This window comes from Streptomyces sp. NPDC026394, assembly GCF_055567735.1.
This window is the reverse complement of sequence record NZ_JBVHPX010000004.1, coordinates 380,644-395,335: the sequence shown is the minus strand read 5'-3', so window position 1 is coordinate 395,335 and position 14,692 is coordinate 380,644. Positions and strand designations below refer to the sequence as shown.

Genomic DNA, 14,692 nt, shown 5'->3' with positions numbered 1-14,692 from the left:
GGTACGAGAACAGGGGCTCGGCCCGAAAGGTGTTCCAGGTGGGGAGCCGCCCACACCCCGGCCCGGCCCCGGGGAACCGCGCATCCGGCTGGCGTTCTCCGGGATTGCTCTCGGTGACGTGAAGAAGCGTCCGGCGCGCCGCGCGGTGTTCGCGGCCGGCCCGGTGGCCGGGCGGACGGTGGTGGTGGCGCCCTGGGCAGCGTCGGCCGCGCGGCGGCCGTCCTGGCGCGGCGGGCGGGCGCGCAGGCCATCGGCACGGTCAGCCGTCCCGGCCGGCTCGCCGCGCTGCGGGAGCTGGAAGTGGACCGCGCGGTGTGCGCCGGGGGCGACGTGGTGGACGCGGTGCCGGCCCTGACCGGGGGACGCGCGCCGACCGGGGTGTCGAGGTCGCCTTCGATGCCGACGCCGCCCTCGACGCGCGCCTGCTCGCCCCGGACGGCACCATCGCGGCCTACGCCACCCACGAGCCCGCCCCCCGCGCACGAAGCCGTCGAACGTCCGGGGCGCCGGGCGGGTGCTGCTCGCGCTGCCGGACTGAGCGGCCGGGGCGGCCCGAACAGCCCGGACGGCCCGGATGGCCGGGCCGGTCCGGACGGCCGGGCCGGTCCGGAACCGCTCCGGCGCAGTCCCGGCCCCGGGACCGGTGGCCGTAAGCCCCGTGGCCGAACGGCGCCCGGTACGGCCGGACTGGGCCGTACGGCGTACATACCCGCGCGGAATGCGGGCACCCGGGCCGATCAGGGCAGGACCCCGAGGTGAGAGGAGACGCAGATGGTGGCGGAGGCCCGTAACGGGAGGCGGCCGCGCGTGGTGATCGTGGGGGCGGGCTTCGCCGGGTACGAATGCGCCCGCACGCTCGCCAGGAAGTCCCGCGGCGCCGCGGAGATCGTGCTGATCAACCCCAACGACTACTTCCTCTACCTGCCGTTGCTGCCCGAGGTCTCCGCCGGGATCCTGGAGCCGCGCCGGGTCTCGGTGTCGCTGACCGGCACCCTGCCGGACGTCCGGCTGGTGCTCGGCCAGGTCGGCGGCGTCGACCTGGCCCGCCGCCGGGTGGAGTACACCGACCCGGAGGGCCGCACCGGCTCGCTCGGCTACGACCGTCTCGTGCTGACCGTCGGCAGCGTCAACAAGCTGCTGCCCATCCCGGGCGTCGCCGAGCACGCGCACGGCTTCCGCGGTATGCCCGAGGCGCTGTACCTGCGGGACCACATGACCCGCCAGATCGAGCTGGCGGGCGCCGCCGAGGACCCGGCCGAGCGGGCCGCCCGGATGACCTTCGTGGTGGTCGGCGCGGGCTACACCGGGACCGAAGTCGCCGCGCACGGCGTGACGTTCACCCGGTCGCTGGCCCGCCACAACGCGGGACTGCGCGGCGCACCGCAGCCCCGCTGGGTCCTGCTGGACCTCGCCGACCGGGTACTGCCCGAACTGGACCACCGGCTGTCGCGCACCGCGCACCGGGTGCTCAGCAAACGCGGCGTCGAGATCCGCACCAAGACCTCCGTCAAGGAGGCCACCTCCGAAGGGGTCCTCCTGGACGACGGCACGTCCGTCGACACCCGGTCGCTGATCTGGTGCGTCGGCGTGCGCCCGGACCCGCTGGTCGAGTCGCTGGGGCTGCCCACCGAACGCGGCCGGCTGTGCGTGGACGAGTTCCTCGCCGTACCCGGCCACCCCGAGGTGCTCGCCTGCGGCGACGCCGCCGCCGTACCGGACCTGACCCGGCCGGGCGAGACGACGCCGATGACCGCCCAGCACGCGCAGCGCCAGGGCAAGGTCGCGGCCCACAACGTCGCCGCCTCCTACGGGCAGGGCGAGCCGCGCGCCTACAAGCACCACGACCTGGGCTTCATGGTCGACCTCGGCGGGGTGCAGGCCGCCGCCAACCCGCTGCACGTCCCGCTGTCCGGTCCCGTCGCCAACGCCGTGACCCGCGGCTACCACCTGATGGCGATGCCCGGCAACCGGGTCAGGGTAGCCGCCGACTGGCTGCTGGACGCGGCACTGCCGCGCCAAGGCGTCCAGCTGGGCCTGGTGCGCTCCTGGTCGGTGCCGCTGGACACGGCGGCGCCGGAGCTGGCCCGCGTACCGGCCGACGGACGCGCGGGGAAGCACGACGGGCCCGCGGCGAAGGCCGCGAAGGACGACGCGCCGGACCGGCGGACGGCACCGGGTGAATCCGGAGCAACGGGGGAACCGGGGGAATCGGAGGGACCGGGGGAGGACACCGGCCCGAAGGACCGGCCCCAGGCGGCCGGACAGCAGTCCGACGGGCCCCGAAAAGCGGAAGGAACCTGATGACCACGCAGAACACCCCGGATGCCGACGCTCGCTACGGCCGGCTGCGCGAGCTGGGACAGCAGCTGCGCGTCGACTCCGTACGGGCCGCCGACGCCGCCGGCTCCGGCCACCCGACCTCCTCGATGTCCGCGGCCGACCTGGCCGCCGTCCTGCTCGACGCGCACCTGCGCTACGACTTCGACGACCCCGAGAACCCCGGCAACGACCACCTGATCTTCTCCAAGGGACACGCCTCGCCCCTGGTGTACGCCATGGGCAAGGCGGCCGGCGCCCTCACCGACGAGCAGTTGCTGACGTTCCGCAAGAACGGCAGCCTGCTGGAGGGACACCCCACCCCGCGCATCCCCTGGGTGGACGTGGCCACCGGCTCGCTCGGCCAGGGCCTGCCCTTCGGCGTCGGCGTCGCGCTGGCGGGCCGCGACCTGGACCGCGTCCCGTACCGCGTGTGGGTGGTGTGCGGCGACAGCGAGATGGCCGAGGGCTCGATGTGGGAGGCGTTCGAGCACGCCGGGTACGAGAAACTGGCCAACCTCACCGCGATCATCGACGTGAACCGGCTCGGCCAGCGCGGCGCCACCCGGCACGGCTGGGACCTGGACGCCTACGCACGCCGCATCCGGTCCTTCGACTGGCACACGATCGAGGTGGACGGCCACGACGTGGCCGCCGTGGACCGCGCGTACGCCGAGGCGGCCGCGACCACGGACCGGCCCACCGCGATCATCGCGAAGACCCGCAAGGGCCAGGGCGTGCGCGAGGTGGCCGACCAGGAAGGCAAGCACGGCAAACCGCTCAAGGACGCCGCGGAGGCGATCGAGGAGCTGGGCGGCGTCCGTGACCTGCACGTGGCGGTGCGGCCGCCGCGCGAGGCCGCGCCGCGCCCGCGGACCGGCGGCGGCACGCCCGAACTGCCGGACTACAAGGTCGGTGACTCCGTCGCCACCCGCAACGCCTTCGGCGAGGCGCTCGCCGCGCTCGGCGCGGCCCGCGAGGACGTGGTCGCGCTGGACGGCGAGGTCGGCGACTCCACCCGCGCCCAGATGTTCGGCGACGCCCACCCCGACCGGTACTTCCAGTGCTACATCGCCGAGCAGCAGATGGTGGCCGCCGCGGTCGGTATGCAGGTACGCGGCTGGATGCCGTACGCCACCACCTTCGCCGCCTTCCTCAGCCGCGCCTACGACTTCGTCCGGATGGCCGCCGTCAGCCGGGCCGACCTCAACCTCGTCGGATCGCACGCGGGCGTCGCCATCGGCGAGGACGGCCCCTCGCAGATGGGCCTGGAGGACCTGGCCGCGTTCCGCGCCGTGCACGGCAGCACCGTGCTGTACCCGTGCGACGCCAACCAGGCGGCCCGCCTGACCGCCGCGATGGCCGACGCGAGCGGCATCCGCTACCTGCGCACGTCCCGCGGTGAGAGCCCCGTCATCTACGGGCCCGGGGAGGACTTCCCGATCGGCGGCAGCAAGACGCTGCGGGCCACGCCCGAGGACCGGGTCACCCTCGTGGCCGCCGGGGTGACCGTCCACGAGGCGCTGGCCGCCGCCGACACCCTGGCCGAGGAGGGCGTGGCGGCCCGCGTCATTGACCTGTACTCCCTCAAGCCGGTGGATCTGCCGACGCTGCGGGAGGCCGCCGACGTCACCGGGCGGATCATCACCGTGGAGGACCACCACCCCGAGGGCGGCCTCGGCGACGCGGTGCTGGACGCCTTCACCGACGGCCGCCCGGTGCCGCGCCTGGCCCGGCTCGCGGTCCGCACCATGCCCGGGTCGGCGTCCCCGGAGGAGCAACTGCGCGCGGCGGGCATCGACGCTCAGGCGATCGCGGCGACGGCCAGGGGGCTGCTCACCTCGACACCGTGAGCGCCCGCGCTCGTGCGTACGGCGGCCCCGGCCCGGGAAGGTGCCGGGGCCGCCGTACGCGGTCCCTCGCCCAGCCGCTCACTTCGCCTTGCGGATCTCCTCCGCGCCCTTCTTGTCGAGCGCCGCGCGCACCAGCGCCGCCGCCAGCACGGCGGGCTCCGTCTTCTTCCCGGCGGCCTTGAGCAGCGCGTCGGGCGCGGTCGGCAGTCCGACGCGCTCCGCGCCCTGCAACGCCTTGGCGTCCAGGTGCGGCTCCAGCTCGGGCCACACGGCCTGCGCCTCCCGCAGGAAGATGTCGACACCGGCCGGCCCGAGGCCGGGCACCTCGCGCAGCAGCTTGCGCAGCCGGTCCGTGTCACCGTCCGCCGTGTCCCGTATCCGCCGCAGGTCGCCGCCGTACGAGTCGAGCAACAGCACCGCGCCGTCGCCCAGTTGGGTCGCGGTGCGTTCGTCGTAGCGCCGGTATCCGCCCTCGCCGAGGGCATCCACCCGCTGCTGCCAGGTCGTGTCCTTCATCCGCCGCGCGGTCCGCAGTCCCGCTTCGGACAGCGCGCGGCTCGCCGCCACCGCGATGTTCGCCTGGATACGGGCGCTGAGCAGGCAGGAGAGCACCAGTAGCTGGTACAGCGGCTGCGGCGTGTCCTTCAGGCGGATACCGGCCTCGTCGGCGTAGGTCCGGCCGTAGGTGTCCAGCAGGGCCCGGACCCGGGCGCGCTCGCTGCTCATGACCGCCTCCCGGACGTCGTGTCGTGCAGAGGTGTGTCCACGGTGTCCACGATGCCGTACATCTTCCTCGCGTCCTGGTTTGCTCGGCCGGCACGGCGTTTCCCGGCCCGCGTACCCACCCGGTGGCCGGACCACCCGTCAACTCCCGTACGCTGCTCCTTCGACCGGAGGGGCTGGTGATTCCGGAGCCGCAGGGGGCTGCCGGGGCCAGTGGAGTGAAAGCGGGGGCCCATGAGCAGAACACGGTGCGCGGGAGCGGCGGCGGTCGCCACGGCGGTGGTGCTGGCGGCGGCAGGCCCGGCCGGCGCGGCACAGCCCGCCGGATCGTACGGCGCCACCACGTCCGTCGGTGTCCACAACGCCTACGAGAAGGCCAAGTACCCTTACTTCGCCGACGCGTTGGACTCCGGCGCGGGCCTCCTCGAACTGGACGTGTGGACCAACGCGCTCGGCAAGTCCTGGCGGGTCTCGCACAGCAACCCGTTCGGCAACAACAGCAACTGCGTCAACGCCGCCACCGCGGGCGAGCTGCGCACCAAGAAGCGCGACCAGGACCTCGGCGGCTGCCTCGCCGACATGAAGGCGTGGCACGACGCCCACCCCGGCCACCGGCCGGTCATGGTCAAGGTCGAGCTGAAGGACGGCTTCAACGACCAGGGCGGCCGGGGCCCGGCCGCCTTCGACGCACTGGTCCGCGCCAAGCTCGGCGACGCGGTGTACGGACCCGGCGACCTGGCCGCCGGCCACCGCGACCTCGACGAGGCCGTACGGGCGGACGGCTGGCCCACCCGCTCCGCGCTGAACGGCAAGTTCCTCTTCGAGCTCATACCGGGCACGGTCGAGGAGAAGAACCCCCTCGACAAGCTGTGGACCGACCGCGAGTACGCCACCCACCTGAAGAACCTCGCCGCCCAGGGCAAGCTCGCACAGTCCACCGCCTTCCCCGCGGTGCACGGCGCGGCCGGGGGCGACCCGCGCACCCGGTACGCCGACGCGGCGCTGCGCCCCTGGTTCGTGGTCTTCGACGGCGACGCCGCGACGTACCTGAAGGACGGCGTCGACACCGCCTGGTACGACAGCCGCCACTACCTCCTGATCATGACGGACGCGCACAAGGTGCCCCCGGTCATCGACGGCACCGAGCCCACCGAGGCCCAGGCACAGGCCCGGCTGCACCAGCTCGCCGCCGCCCACGGCAGCATCGCGACCGCCGACTGGTACCCGCTGCCGAAGGTCCTCAAGACCGTGGTCCCGCGCGGGAAGTAGCGCGTACGGGCGCGCCGCCTCAGACCCGTTCCGTGGTGGCGCGCCGGTACAGGGCGGCGGTGTCCGGGCCGAACCGGCTGCTGTACGAGGTCGCGTCGTCGCCGCCCTCGTCCAGGCCGCCGATGACCCCGGTCACCGTACCCAGGCCGGTGACCGGGTCGACGCCGGTGAGCATCGGGCCGCCGCTGGTCCCGTTGGGGAAGCCGGCGCAGTCGAAACGTAGCTGGCCGGGGACAGCGGTGGTGAGGTTCTGGCAGCCGACGGGCGTCTCCCGGTCGTCGGGGTAGCCGACCGTCCGGGTCGGCAGGCCGGCCGGCGCGGCGAAGCGGATCTGCTCGGCGCCGGTCAGCTCCTCGATGCGCTGCGCACCGGCTGCGCTGCCGTGCGGGCGGCGCACCCGCACGAACGCCACGTCGTGGGCGTCGTCGCGGTCGTCCGCCCAGCGCGGATCGACGTCGATACGGGACGGCACCCACACGCCGTACGGCAGGACGCCGTCGTGGTAACCGGGCGCGAAGACGAGGTTCGTACGGAAGCCGCGGTCGTGGACGCAGTGCGCCGCGGTGACGAGCAGGTCGCCTGCCGGGGAGTGCACCACGCTCGCGGTGCAGTGGTGGTCGGCGTCGCCGTCGCCGCCCGGCGAGAAGAGCGGGCCGACGGCGGGGGAGACGGCGGCCGGGGCGGCTTCGAGGGGCCGGGAGACCGGCAGGCCGGCCGTCTTCGCGGGGGGTGCGGCAGGTGCCGGGGCCGCGGCCCCGCCGGACGCCGCTGCCCGGTCCGCCGCCGCGCGGGTGGTGACGCGAGGCGGAGCGGGGCGTTCGGTGTACGGGCCGGAGAGCAGCGCGTCGGCCGCCGCGTCCCCGTCGGCCGCTTCCTCGGCGTACGAGTCCGTGGCCGGGTCGCCGGGCGCCAGGTACCCGCCGTGCGTGAAGGACCGTACGGCCAGGGCCGTTCCGGCGCAGGCCAGGGTGAGCGCGGCACAGAGGCCGAGAGCGGTGGCGGTCCGGCGGCGACGGTACGGCCCGTCCGGGGCCGGGGGCCGTGCGGTGCGGCCGCGCTCGATGGTACTCACCAGCAGATCATACGGTTCCTGCCGGTCACGCGGTTCCGGGGCGGTCTTCCTCGTGCCCGGGCCCCGGGACCTGCCGGCCGTTCAGGCGCCGAGCGCGCGCATCAGCATCGGGAACGACGCCACCAGCTCACGCTCCCAGTACGGCCAGCCGTGCCCGCCCCTGGAAGCGCACACGGTCGCCGGGATGCCCAGCCGGGTCAGCTTGCCGCGCAGCTCCTGGTTCATCCCGTACACGGCCCGCTCGACCGGGTCCTGGGTGCCGTGCGCGGGCGGGTCGGTGCAGCGAGCGGGAGACGGCGCGGGCGGGCGGTCGCCGTCCCCCCACGACCAGCCCGGCCCACCGTCGGTGGTCCCGTCCCCGTACGAGAGGTACAGCGGGGTGCCGCGCAGCGAGGCCGCCTGCTCCAGCGGGCTGTTGCGTTTCCACAGCCACTGCTGGCGCAGGTCGGCCGGGTCGGCCGTGTCGAACGGGTAACCCGGCTCGCCCCAGACGCGCTTCCAGTCGACGAGGCAGGTCAGCGCGCCCAGCTTGACGCCGTCCGGCCCGGAGAAGCCGCCGTCGGGCGACCGGTACAGCGGATGGACGGCGCCGCTGTACGAGGCGGCGGCACGGAACATGCCGGGGCGCGCCGCGGTGAACTTCAGCGCGCCGAGCCCGCCCATCGACAGGCCGGCGACGGCCCGCGCCGTCCCGGCCCGGTAGTCACGCTCCAGCAGCGGACGCAACTCGTCGAGAAGGTAGGTCTCCCAGGCCGGGGGTCCCCCGTTCCCGCCGTTGTACCAGTCGCTGTAACTGCTGCACCCGCTGGTCTCCGGCAGCACGACCAGGACGTCGCGGCCGGCGGCCAGTTGCTCGACATGGGTGTTGGCGGTCCAGTCCTTGTGGTTGCCGCCACCGCCGTGCAGCAGCCACAGCACCGGCCACGTACGGGAGGCGTTCTTCGACCAGCCCTTCGGCAGCAGCAGCCGTACCCACTTGACCGGCGCGTCGGTCGTGGGGGACGCGATACCGAGGTCGAGCATCCGGTCGCCGACCGGCACCTCGGCGACGACGCGGGCCGGATCGCGGGTCCGGTCGCGCGCCGGGCCGTCCGCCGCGTACGCGGGCTGTCCCGCCGCTGGGACCGTGAGGAACGGCAGCAACAGAGCCGTCACCAGACCCGCGCAGCCCGCGCCCCACAGCCGGCGGACGCGGGGGATTCGCCGCGGCCGCATGGTCACACTCCCGTGTTGTGCCGGATCACTGCCTCGGCCAGGCCCGCTTCGTTGGGAAAGTCCATCGGGACGATGCCCAGCCCGGTCCACCCGCGTGCCTCAGCGCCGTTCAGGAAGTTCTTCACCTGAGGGTTGAGCCGGTCCGCGTTGGAACGCGGGGGCAGCAGGGCAGCGGTGCTCACGTAGTTCATGAACAGCTTGCCGGGTTCCCTGACGGCCTTCCGGAACTGACCCTCGATGAGCGGGTACTTGCGCAGCGGCTCGGCCATGTAGTCGTCCTGGATGTCGAAGACGCGCGGATCGGCGTACCGCACCCCCGGCAACCCGTCGGAGTCGCCCAGCAGCACGACCTTGCCGCGGGCCTGCCCGAGAGAAGGCAGCGTGCCGTCCAGCCGGAACAGCGACCGCCAGCCCTTGCCGTCCAGGTAGCTGTCGAAGATCCGCCGGAACTCCGCCGCGCTCTCCTCGGAGTACTCCTGCTTGACGCGCATCAGTACGGTCTCCGACGGATGCGCCTGGAGGAACGCCCGGCACGCCACCAACACATCGCCGAACATCAGCTTCTGGTAGAACGCGCCGTGATGGATCGCGAAGGCCGAGTCGATGGCCCGGCAGCGTACGTCCAGGAAGCGGATGCCGCTGTCCAACTGCTGCGCGATGGTGGTGTTCTGGCAGACCACCCAGGGGCCGCCGTACCGCGCCCCGGAGTCGTGCGTCCCCGGGATGGAGAGCCGCTGCACCGCCGTGCTGTCCGGAAGAGCCGACATCCAGTCCTGCACGGAGGCGGCGCGCCGGGACCGCCCGGCCGGGCGTCCGACGGCCGGTGCCGCGACGGACAGCCCGCTCCCGGCTCCCGCCAGCACACCCGCGGCCGACACCGCCGCCGTCCCCTTCAGGAATCCCCGCCGGTCCATCCGTCCACCCCGGTCTCTCTGCCGCTCTGCCGCCCCTGCGCGAACAGATGATCGGCAGCATCGAAGCACAGGAACGGAACGCTGAACAGGCGGCCGCGCGAACGCGCGGAGAAGACCGCGGTGCCTTTTCCCCGTACGGCCGTCAAGCGTCCTCGGGGCGCTCGCGGGGCGGTGCCGTGAGGGCGGGCCAGCGGCCGAGCATCCGCTCGCGCAGCGCACCGGCGACGCGGCCGAGACGGTGCAGGTCGTCGCGGTCGGCGGTGAGCCGGGCGACGACACCGAGCCGGTACGCCAGCCGCTGCCGCGCGGTGACCGTGCCCCACGTCCAGTCCTCCTCGGGGAGCCGGGCGAGGTGGTCGGCGGTCCCGCGGTGGGCGCGCTGGACCAGCGCGTCGCCCCGGAGCAGCCAGCCCGCGCACGCGTCGACGAGGTCACCGGGCGGCGCGCCGCCGGTCGCCGCCTCCCAGGCCGCCCCGTACGCGGCTTCCGCCTCGCGCAGCAGCGGGCCGGGCGTGTCCGTGACGCACCAGCAGGTCGGGAAACCCATGCGCAGATAGGCGAGTTCGGTGAGACCGTTGCCCAGGGAGGACTGCTCGAAGTCGATGAACCGGATGCCGTCCGGGGTGTGCAGGTCGTTGCCGGGGCACGGGTCGCCGTGCAGCAGGGCGCGGCCGGGCGCGGTGCCGAGCCGCCGCAGCAGGGCCGCCAGTTCGGTGTCCGTCCCGTCCGGCACCGGCACCCCGAGGCGGCCGGCGAGGGCGAGGAAGGCGTCGAGGTCCGCGCGGACCGGACCCTGCCAGGCGGGCAGACCCGCCTCCTCCACGGGGGCGGACGAGGCGGCCGCGTGCAGGCGGGCCAGCGCCGACGCGTAACCGACCACCCAGTCCGGCGACGGCCGCCGGTGTTCCACGTGCTCCAGCACCAGGAGGCGCGCGCCGGGGTCCGTGCCGAGCAGCCGCGGCACCACCGGCGGCGTCACCCGTGCGGCCAGCCGCAGCGCGGTCACCTCACGGGCGTACCGCTCGTCGGCGTCCGCGCTCTCCACGGCCTGCTTGACCACCGCGGGTACGCCGCCCAGTTCCACCCGCCACACCCGGGACCGCGGGCTGCTGCCCAGCCGCACCGCGCGGCGGGCCGGGCCGAGCCGCTCCTGCAGGACATCCGTGAACGGCAGTTCTGTCGCCATGCGCGCATGGTCGCACGGGCTGATCACCACCGTCGCCGGATTTACCCCCGCACGTGGGCCGTCGTCCCCGCTCACCCCCTCGCCCCCTCACAACCGTGGGAAGAGATCCGTGAACGGCTCGGCGGACGTCGTGATGCCCCGGCTGAACGGGGCGTCGAAGTCCCACACCAGGAAGAGCAGGAAGGCGATCAGCGCGCTGAAGACGGCGGCCATCAGCAACTCCCGCCCCGACCTGCGGATCTGCAACGTGAAGATCAGCCCGATGGTGATCACGGCACCGGTGATCAGCCCGAACCAGACCACCGGCGGCAGGGTCGGCTCGATGCTGTCCGCACGCGCGTTGCGGGCGTCGTCGGCCGCCGAGACCTGGTCGAGCAGGGGCTGGTAGTTCTGCCCCTCGTAATCGTCGCGCGGCCGGTAGTCGGTCACGTCGGCCCGTACCTTGGCCAGCAGTTCGGCGCCCCGGTCGGTGACCTCCCCCCGCTCGGCCATGGCCGGCCACTCCTGGTGGACGAGGTGGGAGACATAGGCGTCGACGTCCGCGCGGATGCGCTCCCGGGTGGCCTCCGGATAGGCCCGTACCCGTTCGCTGACCTCGTGCAGGGCCTGTGCCTCGGTCCGTACGGTGTCCTCGGCGCTGCCGCGGGCCTCCCAGACCCCGGCGATCGCGAGGCCGAGGACGATCGCGTACACCACCCCCACCATCATCGTCATGTACTCGATGACGTCGGGCGTCTCGGACGGGTCGTCGTCCTCGCCGATGCGGCGCTGCCTGAGGACCGTGATGGTCAGGACGACGGCGCAGACGGCGGCCATTGCGATGGTCAGTACCAGCCATTCCGACAAGGTGGCCTCCTACGAGGAACGCCGTCCGGACGAACCGGACGAGCTGGACGAACGGGGACGCAGCGCGGCGGCCGCCAGTACGGCGGGCGCGGTGATCAGCAGCATGGTGGTGACGACCGAATGGCCGCTGTGCTGCTTGCCGGCCGACGGGACGTACGCGCGCGGCAGGACGGCCGACGGGCTCGGCGTCGGGGCGGGACGCGGCGACGTGGGGCTGCTGGACGGCGGCGGGGCAGCCGCCGACTTGCTGGGGGTGGGGCGCGGCGGGGGCAGCGTCCTGGCCGGCGCGGCCGGCGCGGCGGAAGCGGGCGGCCGGGGGCGCGGGCGCGACGGCGTCGAAGTGGGTGTGGGCCGGGGTTTCGGGGGAGGGGTGTACGTGGGGGTGGGGGACGGCGGCGTGGGTGTGGGCCTGGGGGGCTTGGTGGGGGTGGGGCTCGGGGTGGGCGTAGGAGTGGGTGTCGGAGTGGGTGTAGGAGTGGGCGTGGTGCAGGGCCAGTGCCAGTCCGGCGGCATCGGCCAGCCGGTCGGCCCGTGCACCGGGGCGTGCGCCCCGGCGGTCGCGCACGCGTCGGCGGGCCGCACCGCGGCAGCGGGCGGCCGGGCCTGCGCGGCACGCGGCGCGAGGAGCACGGCCAGAATCACCAACAGCGGTATCAAAAGCGCAGGTTGGGCGCTGCGGAAACGTTGCGATCCCTTCACGCTCGTGATGTTGCGCAACGCCGGCCGCCGTCAGCCGCCGAATGGCGGTGATTCCCCCGAACGATGGAATGCCGCCCGGTCGCCTGCGGGAGAACAGCCGAGGTGTTCGCACCGCGGTCGCAGGCCGCCCCGGTGCCGTACCGCGACGCCGGGAACGACCTCGCGGTCTCTACAACCATCCGCCTCCCCGGTACGTCTGACCAGGCATGAAAAGATCTATGGCACGTACACGGGGGCAGCGCCTGGCCGGGTCCGGGGCAGCGGCCCTGCTGACGGCACTCGGCACGGTGGTGACGTTCGGCGGCGCGACGCCGGTGGCCGCTGCCGGCGGTCAGCAGGCCACGGGGGCGCGGCTGACGGCCGAGCACATCATGAACACGTACTACATTCCGAAGTACCGGGCGTCGGCCCCCGACGAGGGACCGACCGAGTACCAGATCAGCCTGAAGGCGACCGGACGTGGCGCCGACGGGCAGCCGCTGACGGTCAAGAACGTCAAGGTGAACATCGACCTGGCCGCCCTCAAGGGCAAGGCGCGTGTCGCCTGGGAGAACACGGGCTCCCACTGCAAGCGCTCGGGAACTCTCATGACCTGCGCGCTGGGGGACATCCAGGGCGCGCTGTTCACCCCGTTCCGCCTGCTGCCGGAGCCGGGTGCGGCGCTGGGCCCTGTCGGTGCCATGAACATCACCGTGACCAGTGCCAACGCCCCCACCGTCCGGCACACCACCCACGTCGTCATGGGAGCGCCGGTCCTGACCGCCCGGCAGAGCAAGCCGCTGACCGAGGTGCAGCCCGGTTCCGAGCTGCGGGTCTCGCCCGCCTTCGGCAACAAGGGTGACACCGCGATCGACGACGGTTTCCTCGTCCTGCTCACGGCCGAGCAAGCGACGCTGCGCAACCAGTACAGCAACTGCCGCTACGACAAGGCCACGGCCCCCACCAAGGCGCTGTGCGAGCTGCCCGGCCCGCTGCCCGCCGGGGCGGCCTACGAGACCGACGGGCCGCTGACGGCCGTGGTCGACAAGACGGCGATGTACGGCAAGGTCCACTACACCGTGCTCCGGGCGCACGACCCCCTCAACAACACCCTGCTGCCCGCCTCGTCGCCGCGCGGCACCGGAGGGCCGCTGGGCGTGCGTCCCGTCGACGGCAGCGGGGACGATTTCACCCCGTCCGCGTACTGGAAGGCCGAGATGGCCGGCAGCACCCTGGACTTCAGCACGAATCAGATCAACGACCTGCAGGCCGTCGGATTCACCATCAAGGGCAAGATCGGCCAGGTGGTCGACACGCAGGTGCCCTTCCCGCGGAACTTCCAGGGCGGGCTGATGCGGGTGAAGCTGCCCGCCGGTGTCAGCCTGGTGCCGGTCAAGCCGGGGGGCCACCCGAGCGAGGACTCCTACTGCGGATACGCCTCGCAGGGGAACGGCCTGGTGCACTGCTTCGGAACCCTCGACCGCAACACCTACCTGCGGGCCCGCATCGACAAGCGCGTCCCGGGCGCCCAGGGCAGCATCTCCGCCGACTCGGACCCGGCGATCGACCCCGATCAGGAGAACAACACCGCGCCGGTGAAGGTGGAGTACGTCGGCTGAAGCCACCTGTGTACACCTCCTGAACGGCATGGTCCGGAACGGCAGACGTGCAGTAGGCAGTCCCCATGACTGATCTTTGCCCGACTGGGCCGGAAGCGGGGGGCCAGGCGTTCTACCGGAACCTCGGTGACGGCCGCTACGAAAGCAGCTCGGCCACCGCAGGGCCGTGGAGCGCCAAGGCCCAGCACGCCGGCCCGCCCTCGGCCCTGCTGGGCCGGGCGATGGAGGAGCACGGGGCCGGTGACGGATTCCGTGTCGCGCGCGTCACCGTCGAACTGCCCCGCCCCGTACCCGTCGCGGAACTGCACGTCCAGGTGCGTACCGTCCGCTCCGGCGGACGTACGCACCTGGTCGAGGGCGAACTGACCGCGAACGGCGACACGGTGATGCTGGCCCGCACATGGCACATCGCCGCCGCCCCGGCCGACACCCCAACCCTGCGCCCCGCGGCCGGACCACCACCCCTCCCCGGCCCGCAGACGCCGCACACCATGGCCGGAGCACAGCCGTACGGCTACATCGCCGCCATGGAATGGCGCTTCGAGCCCGGAAAGGGCTTCGACACCCCCGGCCCGGGAACGGTCTGGGCACGCCAGCGCATCCCCCTGGTGGCGGGGGAACCGGACACACCACTCACCCGCGCGCTCACCCTGGCCGACAGCAACTGGGCGGTCGCCTTCCAACTCGACCACGTCCGCCAGTTCGTCATCAACACCGACATCACCCTGGCGCTGCACCGGGAGCCGGTCGGCGAATGGTTCTGCCTCCGGTCGGAGACGGCCGCCAGCCCTGGTGGGTCGGGGGTCGCGGCCGGTCAGCTCTTCGACGGGTTGGGGGACTGCGGGCGCATCTTGCAGACGCTGCTGGTGGCCGGGCGCTGACGGCGTTCCATGATCGGATGAGCTGAAAACATATCAGGGCGCCTGTACGCGGCGAATATGGACAACTTTGGAAAGTCTGATTTGACTCCTTTTAAGAGAACATTAAGACTTCCCTGACGT

The 14,692-nt window shown here is 73.4% G+C and carries 12 protein-coding genes; 5 read left to right on the top strand and 7 right to left on the bottom strand.

Going from position 1 to position 14,692, the window contains the following annotated elements; all coding sequences use genetic code 11:
• Positions 1-771: 771 nt before the first annotated feature.
• Positions 772-2,301: an NAD(P)/FAD-dependent oxidoreductase gene (locus tag ACZ4QV_RS13080; protein ID WP_361614499.1), complete on the top strand. Its 1,530-nt coding sequence runs from the start codon at positions 772-774 to the stop codon at positions 2,299-2,301.
• Positions 2,301-4,169 (top strand): transketolase, encoded by a 1,869-nt coding sequence (locus ACZ4QV_RS13075; RefSeq protein ID WP_361635414.1) that lies wholly within the window; start codon positions 2,301-2,303, stop codon positions 4,167-4,169. The genes ACZ4QV_RS13080 and ACZ4QV_RS13075 overlap by 1 nt, the downstream gene beginning before the upstream one ends.
• A 78-nt stretch (positions 4,170-4,247) precedes the next feature.
• On the opposite strand, the gene ACZ4QV_RS13070 is transcribed toward ACZ4QV_RS13075, so the two are convergent.
• Positions 4,248-4,895 carry an HhH-GDP family DNA glycosylase gene (locus tag ACZ4QV_RS13070; RefSeq protein WP_361635411.1) on the bottom strand — a complete coding sequence of 216 codons (648 nt, stop codon included), beginning with the start codon at positions 4,893-4,895 and terminating at the stop codon, positions 4,248-4,250.
• Between the two features lie 231 nt (positions 4,896-5,126).
• Here ACZ4QV_RS13070 and ACZ4QV_RS13065 point away from each other — a divergent pair, with 231 nt between their 5' ends.
• Complete coding sequence (locus tag ACZ4QV_RS13065) at positions 5,127-6,161, top strand: phosphatidylinositol-specific phospholipase C domain-containing protein (protein ID WP_361147906.1); 1,035 nt, start codon at positions 5,127-5,129, stop codon at positions 6,159-6,161.
• Positions 6,162-6,180: 19 nt separating this feature from the next.
• Here ACZ4QV_RS13065 and ACZ4QV_RS13060 read toward each other — a convergent pair whose 3' ends face one another.
• The 6 genes from ACZ4QV_RS13060 to ACZ4QV_RS13035 all read right to left on the bottom strand — a co-directional run bounded on the left by ACZ4QV_RS13060 (position 6,181) and on the right by ACZ4QV_RS13035 (position 12,039).
• Positions 6,181-7,233, bottom strand: coding sequence for a trypsin-like serine peptidase (locus ACZ4QV_RS13060; RefSeq protein ID WP_361635405.1), 1,053 nt, complete (start codon positions 7,231-7,233; stop codon positions 6,181-6,183).
• Positions 7,234-7,314: 81 nt separating this feature from the next.
• Positions 7,315-8,448, bottom strand: a complete 1,134-nt coding sequence (locus ACZ4QV_RS13055) for an alpha/beta hydrolase (RefSeq protein WP_361614495.1) — start codon at positions 8,446-8,448, stop codon at positions 7,315-7,317.
• A gap of 2 nt (positions 8,449-8,450) precedes the next feature.
• Positions 8,451-9,362, bottom strand: coding sequence for a phosphatidylinositol-specific phospholipase C domain-containing protein (locus tag ACZ4QV_RS13050; RefSeq protein ID WP_361587835.1), 912 nt, complete (start codon positions 9,360-9,362; stop codon positions 8,451-8,453).
• 142 nt (positions 9,363-9,504) lie between these two features.
• Positions 9,505-10,548: a phosphotransferase family protein gene (locus ACZ4QV_RS13045; protein WP_467762891.1), complete on the bottom strand. Its 1,044-nt coding sequence runs from the start codon at positions 10,546-10,548 to the stop codon at positions 9,505-9,507.
• Positions 10,549-10,635: 87 nt separating this feature from the next.
• Entirely contained in the window at positions 10,636-11,394 is a 759-nt protein-coding gene (locus ACZ4QV_RS13040; RefSeq protein WP_361147897.1) for a bestrophin-like domain, read from the bottom strand.
• A 9-nt stretch (positions 11,395-11,403) separates the two neighbouring features.
• Entirely contained in the window at positions 11,404-12,039 is a 636-nt protein-coding gene (locus ACZ4QV_RS13035; protein ID WP_467762890.1) for a hypothetical protein, read from the bottom strand.
• A 272-nt stretch (positions 12,040-12,311) separates the two neighbouring features.
• On the opposite strand from ACZ4QV_RS13035, the gene ACZ4QV_RS13030 reads away from it, so the two are divergent.
• Positions 12,312-13,691: a hypothetical protein gene (locus tag ACZ4QV_RS13030; RefSeq protein ID WP_361614493.1), complete on the top strand. Its 1,380-nt coding sequence runs from the start codon at positions 12,312-12,314 to the stop codon at positions 13,689-13,691.
• A 65-nt stretch (positions 13,692-13,756) separates the two neighbouring features.
• Positions 13,757-14,572: a thioesterase family protein gene (locus ACZ4QV_RS13025; protein ID WP_361635396.1), complete on the top strand. Its 816-nt coding sequence runs from the start codon at positions 13,757-13,759 to the stop codon at positions 14,570-14,572.
• Positions 14,573-14,692 lie beyond the last annotated feature (120 nt).